Below are 13,262 nucleotides of genomic sequence, written 5' to 3' on the forward strand. Positions count from 1 at the left end.
CGCCCTCGGGCAGTCGAATATGAAAGGTCAGTCAATGTCCACCGCTCTCGGTCTCTGCGGATCGCTCCGCGCCGCCTCCTTCAACCGCCAGCTGATGCAGGAGGCCGGCCGCATGTTCGGCGGCCTGACCGAAGGCGATCTGCGCCTGCCGCTCTATGATGGCGACCTCGAGGCCGAGAAGGGCATTCCCACCGAAGTGACCACCTTGGCCGACAAGATCGCGGGCGCATCGGCGGTTATCATCGCGACGCCGGAATACAACAAGGCCCCGTCCGGTGTCTTCAAGAATGCGCTCGACTGGGTCAGCCGGGTGCCCGGCGGCGTCTGGAAGGACAAGCCCGTCGCCCTAATGTCGGCCACCGCCGGCCGCGCCGGGGGCGAGCGGGCGCAATTCGCCCTGCGCCTCTGGATGATGCCGTTCGGGGCGGATGTCCTGACCGGGCCCGAGGTTCTGGTGGGACAGGCGCAGGATCAGTTCCGGGACGGTCGGCTCATCAACGAGATCAACCTCAAGATGCTGGAGCAACTGATGGACAACCTGCGCGTCAAAGCAGGCTCCTGACGATCAGGACGGAGGCCGCCGTCGCGGCCAGCCCCAGGGCCCAGGGCCGGATCGACCTGCGTCCGACCCGCGCCGCAAAGGGCCGCACCGCCCAAAGTGTCAGCGGCACCGCCGGGGCCAGCGTCGCGGCAAAGACCACATGCCGCGTCCCGATGACCCCCGCGACCGCCAGCGCCGTAATCGACACCGCCATCCCGAAGGCGAAGAAGACGTTCTGGGTCGCCGCCGACCGCCGCGCCTCGGTGTTGGCATAGAGGATGGCCATCGGCGGCGCGCCGATCCCCGTCAGGGTGCCCATGATCCCCGCGACCGTGCCCGCCCCGAACAGCGTGCCGTCCCGGATCGGCAGGCGCAGGCCCGCCAGCGACAGCAGGACCGCCACCCAGACGATGCCCCCGATCACCAGCGGCAGGGCGGGTGTGCCGACCACCCGCGTGGCAACCCAGGCGGCGAGCACTGCGCCCAGGGCACGCCCCGCGAACCCCGGCGGCAGATCGCGCCCCACCACCGCCGAACGGTCCGCGAGGAACGATCCCGCCCCCACCAGCAAGCCGACCAGAAGGACCGACCCCGGCAGATAGGCGGGCGCGACCAGCGCCAGCATCGGCGACGCGACCATTCCGAACCCCTGCCCCGCCAGCCGCTGGATCGCCGTGCCCAGGATCACGGCCAGCAGACAGGGCAGCCAGACCGCCACGGTCGGCAAGAGGTCAGTCAAGCCTGGAAACCTCGATCAGGTTGCCATCCGGGTCGCGCAGATAGATCGAGGTGATGGGCCCCTGCGCCCCGGTCCGTGCCACCGGGCCCGCCTCGACCGCCACGCCCCGGGCGGCCAGATGGACCTGCCAGTCGCTCAGTGCCGCCTCGGTCAGAAAGCACAGATCGGCGGTGCCCGGCCCCGGGCGCGCGGCCTTCGGCTCCCATTCCGCCCCGGCCTGGTGGAGGTTGATCTTCTGTCGCCCGAAGGCCAGCGCCACGCGCCGCGACCCGTCAGCCGGATGAAAGACCTGTGCTTCCATCCCCAGGACCGCCGCATACCACTCCGCCGTGGCCGTCACATCCGCCACGGTCAGAACCAGATGATCGAGCGATGTCACCTGCATCTTGCCAAGTCCCCCGGCGTTCCCCTTGATGGTCCCATGTCGCAAGCGCCAAGCCAGACCGTCAAGGATGTCATGGACCCGGCCCGTGCCGCCGCCATGGCCGCCGCCCTGAACCGCGCCGCGCCGTCGGGCGATCTGCCGCCCTTCTGGCACCATGCCTACTTCTGGGACATTCAGCCCGCCGATCACCTTGGCCGCGACGGTCATTTCCGCACCGGCACGGGTCTCATTCCCGACCTCGGGCTGCCGCGCCGGATGTGGGCGGGCGGGCGGCTCGAATGGCACGCGTCCTTGGTGACGGGCACGCCCGCGACGCGCCTGACCACCCTCGGCCCCGTCACCCGCAAGTCGGGACGCAGCGGTGCCCTGGGCCTCGTCACCCTGCATCACCGGATCACCCAGGGCGACCGGCTGTGCCTGACCGAGGACCAATCGCTGGTCTACCGCGAAGACCCGCAGCCCGGCGCGCCGCGTCCCGTCCCCGCACAAGCCGACAGTGCCCCCGTCGAGGAGACGCGCAGCTTCGGGGCGATGGCGCTGTTTCGCTATTCCGCCGTCACCTTCAACGGCCACCGCATCCACTATGACGCGGCCTATGCCCGGGATGTGGAGGGGCACGCGGGCCTTGTCGTCCACGGGCCGATCCTGGCCGAGGGGCTGATCGACCTCGCCACCCGGCATCTCGGGCCGCTGGCGGGCTTCGACTATCGTGCCCTGGCCCCCGTTGTCGCGGACGAGACGGTCACCTTCTGCCTTGCCGGGCACCGGGCCTTCGTGCGGGGCAGTGACGGGCGCCTCTGCATGGACGCGACCGTGCGCCCCGCGACCTAGACGCCCGCGGCGACGATGGCATCCGCCAGAAGCGGCACCGTCGCGGCGTTCAGCCCCGCGATGTTCATCCGCGAATCGCCCACCATGTAGATGCCGTGGTCGCGCCGCATCGCCTCCACCTGCTCGGGCGTGGCCCCAAGCAGCGAGAACATGCCCCGGTGCGCCGCCAGAAATCCGAACCGGTCCGACCCGACCCGGTCGCGCAGCGCCGTCGCCAGCGACTCGCGCAGGGACAGCATGCCCCGGCGCACCTCCTCCAGCTCACCGGCCCAATCGGCGCGCAGCTCCGCGTCGGTCAGGATCATCGTCACCACACGCGCGCCATGGTCCGGCGGAAAGCTGAAGTTCAGCCGGTTGAGCGCGGACATCGCGCCCTGGGTGACCTTCAGTTGCGCGGGCGAGGCGGCGATGGCCATCAACAGGCCCGTCCGCTCGCGGTAGATGCCGAAGTTCTTGGAACACGACGCGGCGACCAGCGCCTCGGGCACCCGTGTCAGCAACGCGCGCATTCCGGCGGCATCCGCCTCGAGACCGTCCCCGAACCCCTGATAGGCGATGTCGACGAAGGGCACCGCCCCGCGCGCGGCCAGCAGGTCCGCGACCGTCGTCCATTGATCCAGCGTCAGGTTCGCCCCCGTCGGGTTGTGGCAGCAGCCGTGCAGCATGACGACATCGCCCACCGCCACGCCCGCCAGATCGGCCATCATCCCGTCGAAATCCACGCCACCGGTGCCTGCGTCGAAATAGCGATAATCCGACACCGGCACGCCCAGGTACTTCGCGATCGCCGGATGGTTTGGCCAGGTCGGGTCCGACAGCCACAGCCGCGCCGTGGGCGACGCCATCCGCACCAACTCCAAACCCTGCCGGATCGCCCCTGTCCCGCCCGGCGTCGCCACGCAGGCCAGCCGATCCGCCGCCCGGGCCGGGCCCAGAACCAGCGTCGACAGCGCCTCGGCAAAGGCCGGATCGCCCGCAAGGCCGGTATAGACCTTGGTCGACTGCGTATCGACCAGTTGCCGTTCGGCGGCCTTGACGGCGCGCATCACGGGCGTGTTGCCGCCCGCGTCCTTGTAGACGCCGACGCCGAGGTCGATCTTGCTGTCGCGCGGGTCTTCGCGGTAGGCGGCCATCAGCGCCAGGATCTTGTCGGGGGCCTGCGGGGTCAGGGCGTTCAACATGTCAGCGGGCCTCTCCGGTTTCGATTTTCAGGTCGGGATACATGCCCCATTCGGACCATGACCCGTCATACAATGCGTGATCCCCGTGGCCCAGACGCGCAAGGCCCAGGTTCAGGATCGCCGCCGTCACCCCGCTTCCGCAGGTGGTGATGACCGGCTTGTCCAGGTCGACCCCGGCGGCGATGAAGGCCTGCGCCAGATCGGCCCCGTCCTTCATGGTGCCATCGGGCCGGAACAGCGTCGCATAGGGCACGTTGCGCGATCCCGGGATGTGACCCGCCCGCAGGCCGGGGCGCGGCTCGGCGGCGTCACCCCGGAACCGGGCGGCCGACCGGGCGTCGACGACCTGCGTCTGGCCCAGCTTGGTCGTCTGCGCCACTTCGGTCACGTCGCGGATCAGGTGCGGCGCCTGCGTCACCGTCATGTGCCGGTCGCGGATGGTCGGCAGGTCGGTCACGATCCGCCGCCCCTCGTCCCGCCACTTGGCAAGCCCGCCGTCCAGCACCGCTGCCTTCTGGCCGAACAGCCGGAACAGCCACCAGATCCGCGCCGCCGAGAACACGCCGCCCGCAGCGCCGTCATAGATCACCACCGTATGACCGTCGCCCACGCCCATCTTGCGCATCCGGGACATGAATTTCTCGGCCGGCGGCGCCATGTGCGGCAACTCCGAACGGGCATCGCTCACATCGTCGATATCAAGGAACCGCGCCCCCGGAATATGGCCCGCTTCATACTCGGCCCGCGCATCCCGCCCCATGTCCGGCAGGTACCACGAGGCGTCGATGATCCGCAGGTCCGGCGACGTCAGCCGCGCCGCAAGCCACTGGGTCGACACAAGCGTCGTCGGGTCGTCGATCATCGCAGTCATCCAATCGGGGGTCCGTCGGCAGGCGGCTTACGCCCGCGCGGCGCGCGTTGCAACGTCGCAGCGGTGACCCGTGGCGGCAAATCGGGCTTGCCATGTGCCGCATCGGGCATTAGAGGGCGGCGTTCACACATGGGCGGACACCCTTGGAGGCCGCCCGAAGACATATTGGAGATACATCATGGCTGGTGAGATTCCGGATCTCGTGGCTCATGCCCGGACGGGGACAGGCAAGGGGGCCGCTCGTCAATCCCGCCGCAACGGCATGGTGCCGGGCGTCGTTTACGGCGGTGGCGCCGAGCCGATGGCGATCGAACTGCCCTTCAACGATCTTCTGGCCAAACTGCGCGCCGGCCGTTTCCGCGCCCAGCTGTGGAACCTGAAGGTCGAAGGCCAGGAAGACGTCCGCGTCATCTGCCGCGACGTGCAGCGTCATGTCGTCAAGGACCTGCCGACCCATGTCGACCTGATGCGCCTGCGTCGGACCTCGCTGGTCAACCTCTACATCCCCGTCGAGTTCATCAACGAGGACAAGGCCCCCGGCATCAAGAAGGGCGGCGTCCTGACGGTCGTGCGCGCGGAAGTCGAGCTGCGGGTCACCGCGGGCGACATCCCCGAGAAGATCACCGTGGACATGTCCGGCCTCGAGATCGGCGACACCGTCACCATTTCGTCGGTCACCCTGCCCGAGGGCGCCAAGCCCACGATCGACCGCGATTTCGTCATCGCCAACCTCCAGGCCCCGTCGGGTCTGCGTTCGGCCGGCTCCGATGACGACGAAGACGACGCGGCCGAGGCCACCGAGGTCGAGGCGACTCCGACCGAAGAATAAGCCGCAGAGGCAGCTTTCACGGACAGTGAACGACAGGGCGCACCGGGCAACCGGCGCGCCCTTTTGCCATTCCGGCCCTAGACCTGCGGCCTGCCCCCCGCCGCCGCATAGGCGGCATCGATCACCGCCTGGGTGCCCCGCGCATCCTCCAGCTTCCAGGGGAACGCCGCCTCGCCCCGGATCGCCGCGCCGAAGGCCGCGACCTGCCGGACGTATTGGTTCGCTCCGGGCCAGCGCTCCACCCGCGTCACCCCGGTCTTGTCGCGCAGCGTCAATTCCGCGGGGCCGAAGATCGAAGGATTGAACGGCGCCGTCAGCCGCATCAACCCGGCGTCGCCATGGAACGTCATCACCTGTTCGGGCAAAAGCCGCATCGAATTGACCCAGTGGGCCGTGAACCCCGGAAACCGCGCCGACACCCGCGCCAGCACATCGCAGCCGTCTTCCCAATCGATGTCCGCATGGGTGATCGCCTCGGGCTCCGCCCCGGTCGCCCAGCGGGTCGAGCCATAGGTATAGACCCCGATATCCGGAAGTGCGCCGCCGCCCAGCCGCGCATCGTTGCGCAGGTTCCCCGGATCGCCCGAGTTGTCATAGGTGAACACGCCCTCCACATGGCGCAGCCGCCCGATGGCTCCCTCGGCCAGAAGCGCGCGCAGCCTTTGCCACTGCGGATGGTGGACGATCATGTAGCCTTCGGTGCACTGCAATCCGCTGCGGTCGCGGGCCGCGATCAGGGGCGCAATCGCCTCCACCGACATCGCCACCGGCTTCTCCACCAGGACGTGCTTGCCCGCCGCCAGCGCCTTCATCGCCCATTCCACGTGCATCGTATGGGGCAGCGGCACATAGACCGCGTCGATCCCGTCATCCGCCAGAAGCGCGTCGTAACCGTCGTGAACGCGCAATCCCGGCGCCATTGCGGCAAAGGGCGCGGCCTTGTTGGGCGTGCGGCTGGCCACGGCGGCCAGAACATGGCCGGGTGTCGCGTGGATTGCGGGGCCCATCTGCTCGCGGGCGAACTTCGCGGCCCCCAGAATGCCCCACCGGATCGGATTGTTCATGACGCCCTCCCTGACGGCTTTGCCGCGCAGGGTCGCGCCTCAGGCAGCCAAGGACAAGCCCTCGCATCCAGTCGGGTCATGGCCGTGCCACAGCCCATCGCCGCCCGCCGAAACACCCGGCATTCCGAGACGGACGAGAGACCGGACCGCACGCCCCAAAAAAATCATCCGCCCCGTCGGGTCAGGCCCGTCGGGTCAGGATCGGGGCGAAGCCGCCAAAGATCACCCTTTTCCCGTCGAATGGCATCTCGGCCATCTCCGGTGCGAAATCCGGCGACATCATCGCGGCGTTGGCCGCGTCATGGGTCGCCTTGTCGGGCCATTCGACCCAGGACATCACGACCGTCTCGTCGGGCTTGCACTGCACCGCCATCGGGAAGGACGTGACCTCGCCCTCGGGCACGTCATCGCCCCAGGTCTCGACCATGCCGAGCGCGCCCATGGGCTTGAAGATGAGATCCCAGGCCTCCTCGGCGTGGGCGATATAGGCGTCGCGCTTGGCCGTCGGAACGGCTGCGACGAAGGCGGAGAAATAGCTCATCGGGCACTCCTGTGCGTGGGTGACCGAGTCTACCACATCCGCACCGCGCGCCCAAACGCCGTCCGAACCACACAAAAAAGGCCGACCCCACCGTCACGCGGCGGGATCGGCCCCTGTCTTCGCGGCACCGCTAGGCCGGGACCATGCCCTTTTCGGCGGCCAGCTCACGCACCCGGGTCGACAGCTTCTCGAAGGCGCGCACCTCGATCTGGCGGATCCGCTCGCGGCTGACGCCGTACTTCTCGGACAGGTCTTCCAGCGTGACGGTCTCCTCGTTCAACCGGCGCTCGGTCAGGATGTCCTTCTCGCGCTCGTTGAGCACATCCATCGCTTCGGTCATCAGCGAGATCCGCGTCTGATACTCGTCCCTCTCGGCGTAGTCGCCGGCCTGGTCCGCGTCGTCATCGGCCAGCCAGTCCTGCCACTGGGTCGAACTGTCGCCATCCGATCCGACCATGACGTTGAGCGAGGCATCGCCGCCCGACATGCGCCGGTTCATCGACGTCACCTCCGCCTCGGTCACGCCCAGATCCTTGGCGATCCGCTGCACGTTCTCGGGGCGCAGATCGCCCTCTTCCAGCGCGCCGATCCGGTTCTTGGCCTTGCGCAGGTTGAAGAACAGCTTCTTCTGCGCGCTCGTCGTGCCCAGTTTCACCATCGACCAGGACCGCAGGACATATTCCTGAATCGCGGCGCGGATCCACCACATGGCATAGGTCGCCAGGCGAAAGCCCTTCTCGGGGTCGAACTTCTTGACCGCCTGCATCAGGCCCACATTCGCCTCCGAAATGACCTCGGCCTGCGGCAGGCCATAGCCGCGATACCCCATGGCGATCTTCGCGGCGAGGCGCAGGTGCGACGTCACCATCTTGTGCGCCGCCTCCGTGTCCCCTTCCTCGACCCACCGCTTGGCGAGCATGTATTCCTCTTCGGGCTCCAGCATCGGAAACTTGCGGATTTCCTGCATGTAGCGGTTGAGCCCCTGCTCCGGCGAGGGTGCGGGAAGATTTGTATATGTCGCAGCCATCTCAGGCCTCCCTCATGTTAATGGGATTAACACCCGTTTCTTCCAAGTTGGGCATTCCCCGGCGTCAGTTCAAGATCCATCCGGTCACAGACCCGTCATTGCGCTGATCTTGACGTCGGATTCCTCTCTATACCCTGCGCAAACGCTGGAACAGGGCTGAGACGACCCCCTCTCTGTGCCCTGTCGCACGGAAAGTTTAAGAATTGATGAACCCCGGATCGGACGAAAACGACCATCAGCCCCGCAAACGGGCCAGCAGCGCCTCGAAATCCTCGGGCACGGGCGACTGGAACGACATCTCGTCCCCGCTGACCGGATGCACGAAGCCCAGCGTTTCGGCGTGCAGCGCCTGCCGCGGGAACTCCTGCACCGCCTCGGCCGCCGGGTGGTCGCGGGGCAGACGCCGGTGCCCGCCATAGGTCGGATCGCCCACCAGAGCATGTCCGGCATGGGCCATATGTACCCGGATCTGATGGGTCCGCCCCGTCTCCAGCCAGCATTCCACCAGCGCCGCATGCCCGAACCGCTCCAGCGTGCGCACCCGCGTCACCGCATGTCGCCCGCCGTCCCAGCACACCGCCTGCCGCTGCCGGTCCGTGCGGTGCCGGGCCAGGCGCGTGGTGATCTTGAGGATGTCGCCCCCCTCCCACGATACACCCTTGGTGCCGCGCAGCCGGGGGTCGCCCGCATCCGGCACCCCGTGGCAGACGGCCAGATAGCGGCGATTGACGCTGTGCGCCTCGAACTGCGCGGCAAGCCCGTGATGCGCCGCATCCGACTTGGCCACCACCAGCAGGCCAGAGGTATCCTTGTCGATCCGGTGGACGATACCGGGCCGCTTCTCGCCACCGACGCCGGACAATTGTCCGCCGAAATGATGCAGCAGGCCGTTGACCAGCGTGCCCCCCGGCGATCCGGGGGCCGGGTGGACGACCATGCCCGCGGGCTTGTCGATGACGATCAGGTCGGCGTCCTCGTGCACGACGACCAGATCCAGCGCCTCGGGCCGCGTTTCGGGATCGTCGGCCAGGGGCACGGTGACCGTGATCTCGTCGCCCTCCGCCACCCTGTCGCGCGCCCCCGCCACGCCGCCGTTGCAGGTCACGCGTCGCTCCTCGATCAGGCGGGCAAGGCGCGACCGGGACAAATGGGCATCCGCTGGCACGTCGCGCGCGATTGCCTTATCGAGGCGCGGCGGCGGATTGGCCGCGATCAGGAAGCTGACGACCTGCGAGGAGATGGGCGTGTCGGACATGGAACCCCAATTGCCGGCCGATCTGCGCTTTCTGAAGGCGCTTGTCACGGTGCTGACGGCGGTAATGATCCTGGGCGTGATAACCATCGTCGCCGTGCTTGTCACGCGGCTGCCCGGGGCCGCCGTCGATGCCCCCGAGGCGCTGGCCATCCCGCCGGGCACAACCATCGTCGCCGTCACCCGCGCGCCGTCGTTCTTTCTGGTGACGACCGACGACGACCGCCTTCTGGTCTTCGACGTCGACGGCAGCTTCCGGCGCGAGGTCTCGCTCGACTAGGGCGGTTTCAAAGCAGCGGCGCCAGGCTGGGCCAGAGGCTCGCCACCAGCAGGGCCGCCATCGTCCAGTTGAATGCCCTGAGCCGCCCCGGCGACGTCAGGAACCGGCGCATCTGCACCCCCATGACCAGCCAGAGCGAGATCGACGGCAAGTTGACCACCGTGAAGACCGTCGCCACCGGCACCACCGCCCAGGGCCCGCCCGCCGTGTAAAGCGTCACCGCCGTCAGGGCCATCGTCCAGGCCTTCGGGTTCACCCACTGGAACGCCGCCGCCTGTCCGAAGGTCATGGGCTGTCCCTCTGCCGTCCTGCGGTCGGGGGGTGCGGCATTGGCGATCTTCCAGGCCAGCCACAGCAGGTAGACGACCGACACCACCGCCAGAGCCGTCTTCGCGACCGGCCAGCGCACAAAGATCTGCGCAAGACCCAACCCCACCAGCACGATCATCACCCCGAACCCCAGCGAGATGCCAAGCGCATGGGGCACCGACCGGACCACCCCGAAGTTCGCGCCCGACGCCATAATCATAAGGTTGTTGGGCCCCGGCGTGACCGAGGAGACGAAGGCAAAGGCCACAAGACCGAGGAAGAGATCGTATGTCATACGCCACACTCTCCCCCATCTGACCCGACAAGTCCTTGCGAAAATCGCGCCGCTTGCCCATAATTCGCAAGACATGCCCAGCCATGATAAAATTGACGACAGGATCTTGCGCCACCTCACCCACGACGGCCGGATCACCAATCAGGCCCTCTCGGACGCCGTGGGCCTGTCGCCCTCGGCCACGCTGCGGCGGGTGCAGGCGATGGAGGCGATGGGCCTGATCAAGGGCTACCGCGCCGTCATCGACCCCGAAAAGGCGGGCATCGGTTTCACCGCCTATATCGCCGTCGGCCTGAACGACCACACCAAGGCGGGGCAGGAATCCTTCGAGCAAGCCGTCGCAACCGCCCCCGAAGTCCGCGAATGCCACAATATCACCGGCAATGTGGAATACCTGCTGCGGGTCGAGGCGCGGGACCTCATCGCCTACAAGCACTTCCATACCGAGGTTCTGGGCGTCCTGCCCCAGGTCGCGCGCCTGACCACCTATGTGGTAATGGGCTCCCCCAAGGACGAACGCGGCTGACGGCTCAGGGCAGGAACAGGCTCATCCCCGCGCCCTGCCCCGCATTCGGTCGCGCCGCGAACCCGAAGCCCGCATAGAACTCTTCCAGACCCGTCGCCGCCATCAGGCCCACCGATATGCCCGATGAATGGGTCGCCCGCAGCCGCTCCAGCAGATCGCCGACAAGTCGCCGCGCGATCCCTTGACCGCGCCAGTCAGGGTGCACGATCACATCCTGAAGATAGAAATACAGCGCCCCGTCCCCGATCACCCGGCCAAGGCCCACCAAGGCCCAGTCCGACCGACACGTCAGGGTCAGCACACCGCCCGCCAGCGCCCGGCGCGCCTGTTCCCCTCCGATCTCGCCCCAGCCACAGGCCGCCCGAAACGCAGCGAACTCTTCGGCCGACGGCGCCGTCCATGCAAATCGCAAAGCGCTGTCCGTCATGTCTGGCTCCGCCTGTCCGGCCCTGTCCGGCACGTCCCTGCGGACACCACCGACCACAGAAGACTACCCGCCGGACGCCACTGGACCCCTGCGACACAAAGGACCGTCATATCCCTGTCACGAATCCGTCACCGGCGTGTAAGATAGCCCCCATAACACCCCGCTCGAACGGGGTGCGGCTGGGGGCCGCTTCCGCATGTTCGCCACATGAAGGAGAGATTGCCATGAAAGACCTCGATCACCTGAGCGCCGACGACTGGGACGAAGCCAAGTTCCCGCGTCCCCATACCTGCGACTTCGACGCCGTCGTCGAATCCGCCCTCAGCCGCCGTGGCTTCCTGTCGGGCGTCGTGGCTTTCGGCTCGGGCGCCGCCGCCCTGGGCACCGGCATCGCGGGCAGCCTTCTGTCCTCGACCTCCGCCGCCCGCGCACAGGGTGCCACCTTCCCGTTCGAAGCCCTGCCGATCCACACCGATGCCACCGTCCACGTGCCCGGCGGCTACGAATGGGACGTGCTGGTCCGTTGGGGCGACCCGCTCTTTTCGGATGCCGAGGCCTTCGATCCGACCACCGGCATCACCCTCGCCTCCTCCGACCGGGTCTTCGGCGAGAATACCGACGGGATGGAGGCCTTCACGGTCGATGGCCGCCAACTCATCGCCGTGAACCACGAATACGCCAATATCGACACGAACCTGCCGTGGAAGGGCGACAACGCCTTCACCGCCGATGACGTCACCATCCTGCAGCACATCCAGGGCGTCACCGTCATGGAAGTGGCCGAAGGGGCGGATGGCTGGGCTGTCGTCGTCGACAGCCCCTACAACCGCCGCATCCACCATAACACGCCGATGCGGATCGCGGGACCGGCCGCCGGTCACCCGCTGATGCGCACCTCCGCCGACCCGGACGGGGTGCTGGCGCTCGGCACGATGAACAACTGCGGCTCGGGCAAGACGCCGTGGGGCACCTATCTGACCTGCGAAGAGAACTTCAACGGCTACTTCGGAGCCTCCGATCCGGCCTCGGTCGAAACCCCGGGTCTCAAGCGTTACGGCGTCGCCGCCGAGGGCCGCTATGGCTACGAGCTGCACAATGCCCGCTTCGACGTCACCCAGGAACCCAACGAGCCGCACCGCTTCGGCTGGATCGTCGAAATCGATCCCGCCGACCCCGACAGCACGCCCGTCAAGCGCACCGCCCTGGGCCGCTTCAAGCACGAGAATGCCGCCTGCGCGATCGCTCCGAGCGGTCAGGTCGTCGTCTATCTGGGCGATGACGAGCGGGGCGAATACCTCTATCGCTACGTCTCGAACGGCACCTATACGCCGGGCGGGCCGACCGAGGGCCTGCTGGACGACGGCAAGCTCTATGCCGCGAAGTTCAACGACGATCTGACCGGCGACTGGGTCGAACTGACCCCCGAAGCGACGGGAATGGAAGCGGCCGAGATCCTCGTACATACGCGCATGGCCGCCTCGGCCGTGGGTGCCACCACCATGGACCGCCCCGAATGGGTCGCCGTGAACCCGGTTGCGGCGCAGGCCTATGTCGCACTCACGAACAACCGCAATCGCGGTGTGGGCAAGACCAATGCCGGCGGCGATCCGCTGGAGGTCAACGGCCCGAACCCGCGCGCGGAAAACAACTATGGCCAGATCGTCCGCTGGATGCCCGCGGGCGACGACCATGCCGCGGATCAGTTCGCCTGGGATCTCTACGTCATGGCGGGCAATCCCGTCGTGGGTCAGGGGCCCTACGCCGGGTCCGAGAACGTGACCGAGGGCAATCTCTTCAACTCGCCCGACGGGATGATGTTCGACACCACCGGCATGCTCTGGATCCAGACCGATGGCGACGACAGCAACGAAGGCCCCTTCACCGGCATGGGCAACAACCAGATGCTGGCGGGCGATCCGGCGAGCGGCGAAATTCGTCGCTTCCTGACCGGCCCGAAAGGGTCCGAGGTGACGGGCCTGACCTGGGCCGCCGACCTCAAGACGATGTTCGTCGGAATCCAGCACCCCGACGCGCCATTCCCCGATGGCGAAGGTTCCCTCCCCCGCTCGTCCATCGTGACGGTCAAGCGGACGGACGGGGCGCTGGTCGGCTGACCCCGCAGCCACACGACGAATCCTGGGCGCGCCGGCAACGGCGCGCCCTT

General features: G+C 67.8%; 16 protein-coding genes. 6 read left to right on the forward strand and 10 right to left on the reverse strand.

The features are described from left to right. Nucleotides 1-34 precede the first annotated feature (34 nt). Entirely contained in the window at nt 35-562 is a 528-nt protein-coding gene (locus tag BM002_RS08935) for an NADPH-dependent FMN reductase (RefSeq protein ID WP_092779631.1), read from the forward strand. On the opposite strand, the gene BM002_RS08940 is transcribed toward BM002_RS08935, so the two are convergent. Together BM002_RS08940 and BM002_RS08945 are read right to left on the reverse strand one after the other, a co-directional pair. After that, nucleotides 546-1,280: a sulfite exporter TauE/SafE family protein gene (locus tag BM002_RS08940; RefSeq protein ID WP_092779633.1), complete on the reverse strand. Its 735-nt coding sequence runs from the start codon at nt 1,278-1,280 to the stop codon at nt 546-548. The two genes, BM002_RS08935 and BM002_RS08940, sit on opposite strands and share 17 nt — an antisense overlap. After that, a complete protein-coding gene (locus BM002_RS08945; protein ID WP_092779635.1) occupies nt 1,273-1,665 on the reverse strand; it encodes a VOC family protein in 393 nt (130 codons plus the stop codon). The genes BM002_RS08940 and BM002_RS08945 overlap by 8 nt, the downstream gene beginning before the upstream one ends. Before the next feature lie 36 nt (nt 1,666-1,701). Here BM002_RS08945 and BM002_RS08950 point away from each other — a divergent pair, with 36 nt between their 5' ends. Next, entirely contained in the window at nt 1,702-2,496 is a 795-nt protein-coding gene (locus tag BM002_RS08950) for an HTD2 family dehydratase (RefSeq protein ID WP_092779637.1), read from the forward strand. Here the strand turns inward: BM002_RS08950 and BM002_RS08955 are convergent. Both BM002_RS08955 and sseA read right to left on the reverse strand, forming a co-directional pair. Further along, nucleotides 2,493-3,677 (reverse strand): amino acid aminotransferase, encoded by a 1,185-nt coding sequence (locus BM002_RS08955; RefSeq protein WP_092779639.1) that lies wholly within the window; start codon nt 3,675-3,677, stop codon nt 2,493-2,495. The genes BM002_RS08950 and BM002_RS08955 overlap by 4 nt on opposite strands. Nucleotide 3,678: 1 nt before the next feature. After that, nucleotides 3,679-4,539, reverse strand: coding sequence for a 3-mercaptopyruvate sulfurtransferase (gene sseA / locus BM002_RS08960; protein WP_092780530.1), 861 nt, complete (start codon nt 4,537-4,539; stop codon nt 3,679-3,681). Between the two features lie 187 nt (nt 4,540-4,726). Between sseA and BM002_RS08965 the strand changes: the two genes are divergently transcribed. Then, entirely contained in the window at nt 4,727-5,377 is a 651-nt protein-coding gene (locus BM002_RS08965; protein ID WP_092779641.1) for a 50S ribosomal protein L25/general stress protein Ctc, read from the forward strand. Nucleotides 5,378-5,454: 77 nt separating this feature from the next. Here BM002_RS08965 and BM002_RS08970 read toward each other — a convergent pair whose 3' ends face one another. The 4 genes from BM002_RS08970 to BM002_RS08985 form a co-directional block, all read right to left on the reverse strand. Then, complete coding sequence (locus BM002_RS08970; RefSeq protein WP_092779643.1) at nt 5,455-6,441, reverse strand: Gfo/Idh/MocA family protein; 987 nt, start codon at nt 6,439-6,441, stop codon at nt 5,455-5,457. 181 nt (nt 6,442-6,622) lie between these two features. Beyond that, on the reverse strand, nt 6,623-6,982 hold the full coding sequence (locus BM002_RS08975) for a DUF1428 domain-containing protein (RefSeq protein WP_092779645.1): 360 nt from the start codon (nt 6,980-6,982) through the stop codon (nt 6,623-6,625). Nucleotides 6,983-7,112: 130 nt separating this feature from the next. Beyond that, nucleotides 7,113-8,009: an RNA polymerase sigma factor RpoH gene (gene rpoH / locus BM002_RS08980; protein WP_092779647.1), complete on the reverse strand. Its 897-nt coding sequence runs from the start codon at nt 8,007-8,009 to the stop codon at nt 7,113-7,115. Between the two features lie 235 nt (nt 8,010-8,244). Further along, on the reverse strand, nt 8,245-9,249 hold the full coding sequence (locus BM002_RS08985; RefSeq protein WP_092780534.1) for an RluA family pseudouridine synthase: 1,005 nt from the start codon (nt 9,247-9,249) through the stop codon (nt 8,245-8,247). A 13-nt stretch (nt 9,250-9,262) separates the two neighbouring features. Between BM002_RS08985 and BM002_RS08990 the strand changes: the two genes are divergently transcribed. Continuing rightward, the gene (locus BM002_RS08990; protein WP_139212320.1) at nt 9,263-9,541 is read left to right on the forward strand and encodes a DUF6476 family protein; all 279 of its coding nucleotides are present in this window, start codon (nt 9,263-9,265) and stop codon (nt 9,539-9,541) included. Between the two features lie 7 nt (nt 9,542-9,548). On the opposite strand, the gene BM002_RS08995 is transcribed toward BM002_RS08990, so the two are convergent. Then, on the reverse strand, nt 9,549-10,145 hold the full coding sequence (locus BM002_RS08995; RefSeq protein WP_092779651.1) for a LysE family translocator: 597 nt from the start codon (nt 10,143-10,145) through the stop codon (nt 9,549-9,551). A gap of 73 nt (nt 10,146-10,218) precedes the next feature. Here BM002_RS08995 and BM002_RS09000 point away from each other — a divergent pair, with 73 nt between their 5' ends. Then, complete coding sequence (locus tag BM002_RS09000) at nt 10,219-10,671, forward strand: Lrp/AsnC family transcriptional regulator (RefSeq protein ID WP_092779653.1); 453 nt, start codon at nt 10,219-10,221, stop codon at nt 10,669-10,671. A gap of 4 nt (nt 10,672-10,675) precedes the next feature. Here the strand turns inward: BM002_RS09000 and BM002_RS09005 are convergent, their stop codons facing one another. Beyond that, nucleotides 10,676-11,098, reverse strand: a complete 423-nt coding sequence (locus tag BM002_RS09005) for a GNAT family N-acetyltransferase (protein ID WP_092779655.1) — start codon at nt 11,096-11,098, stop codon at nt 10,676-10,678. 224 nt (nt 11,099-11,322) lie between these two features. Here BM002_RS09005 and BM002_RS09010 point away from each other — a divergent pair, with 224 nt between their 5' ends. Further along, nucleotides 11,323-13,212, forward strand: a complete 1,890-nt coding sequence (locus BM002_RS09010) for a PhoX family protein (protein ID WP_092779657.1) — start codon at nt 11,323-11,325, stop codon at nt 13,210-13,212. Nucleotides 13,213-13,262 lie beyond the last annotated feature (50 nt).

The organism is Jannaschia pohangensis (assembly GCF_900113875.1).
Lineage (GTDB): Bacteria > Pseudomonadota > Alphaproteobacteria > Rhodobacterales > Rhodobacteraceae > Jannaschia > Jannaschia pohangensis.

What these genes read in the sequence shown, in the direction of transcription:
- BM002_RS08975 (WP_092779645.1), bottom strand. Translation starts at nt 6,982, where the DNA reads ATGAGCTATTTCTCCGCCTTCGTCGCAGCCGTTCCGACGGCCAAGCGC.
- BM002_RS08935 (WP_092779631.1), top strand. Translation starts at nt 35, where the DNA reads ATGTCCACCGCTCTCGGTCTCTGCGGATCGCTCCGCGCCGCCTCCTTC.
- BM002_RS08990 (WP_139212320.1), top strand. Translation starts at nt 9,263, where the DNA reads ATGGAACCCCAATTGCCGGCCGATCTGCGCTTTCTGAAGGCGCTTGTC.
- BM002_RS09005 (WP_092779655.1), bottom strand. Translation starts at nt 11,098, where the DNA reads ATGACGGACAGCGCTTTGCGATTTGCATGGACGGCGCCGTCGGCCGAA.
- BM002_RS09010 (WP_092779657.1), top strand. Translation starts at nt 11,323, where the DNA reads ATGAAAGACCTCGATCACCTGAGCGCCGACGACTGGGACGAAGCCAAG.
- BM002_RS08950 (WP_092779637.1), top strand. Translation starts at nt 1,702, where the DNA reads ATGTCGCAAGCGCCAAGCCAGACCGTCAAGGATGTCATGGACCCGGCC.
- sseA (WP_092780530.1), bottom strand. Translation starts at nt 4,539, where the DNA reads ATGATCGACGACCCGACGACGCTTGTGTCGACCCAGTGGCTTGCGGCG.
- BM002_RS08970 (WP_092779643.1), bottom strand. Translation starts at nt 6,441, where the DNA reads ATGAACAATCCGATCCGGTGGGGCATTCTGGGGGCCGCGAAGTTCGCC.
- BM002_RS08945 (WP_092779635.1), bottom strand. Translation starts at nt 1,665, where the DNA reads ATGCAGGTGACATCGCTCGATCATCTGGTTCTGACCGTGGCGGATGTG.
- rpoH (WP_092779647.1), bottom strand. Translation starts at nt 8,009, where the DNA reads ATGGCTGCGACATATACAAATCTTCCCGCACCCTCGCCGGAGCAGGGG.
- BM002_RS08995 (WP_092779651.1), bottom strand. Translation starts at nt 10,145, where the DNA reads ATGACATACGATCTCTTCCTCGGTCTTGTGGCCTTTGCCTTCGTCTCC.
- BM002_RS09000 (WP_092779653.1), top strand. Translation starts at nt 10,219, where the DNA reads ATGCCCAGCCATGATAAAATTGACGACAGGATCTTGCGCCACCTCACC.
- BM002_RS08965 (WP_092779641.1), top strand. Translation starts at nt 4,727, where the DNA reads ATGGCTGGTGAGATTCCGGATCTCGTGGCTCATGCCCGGACGGGGACA.
- BM002_RS08955 (WP_092779639.1), bottom strand. Translation starts at nt 3,677, where the DNA reads ATGTTGAACGCCCTGACCCCGCAGGCCCCCGACAAGATCCTGGCGCTG.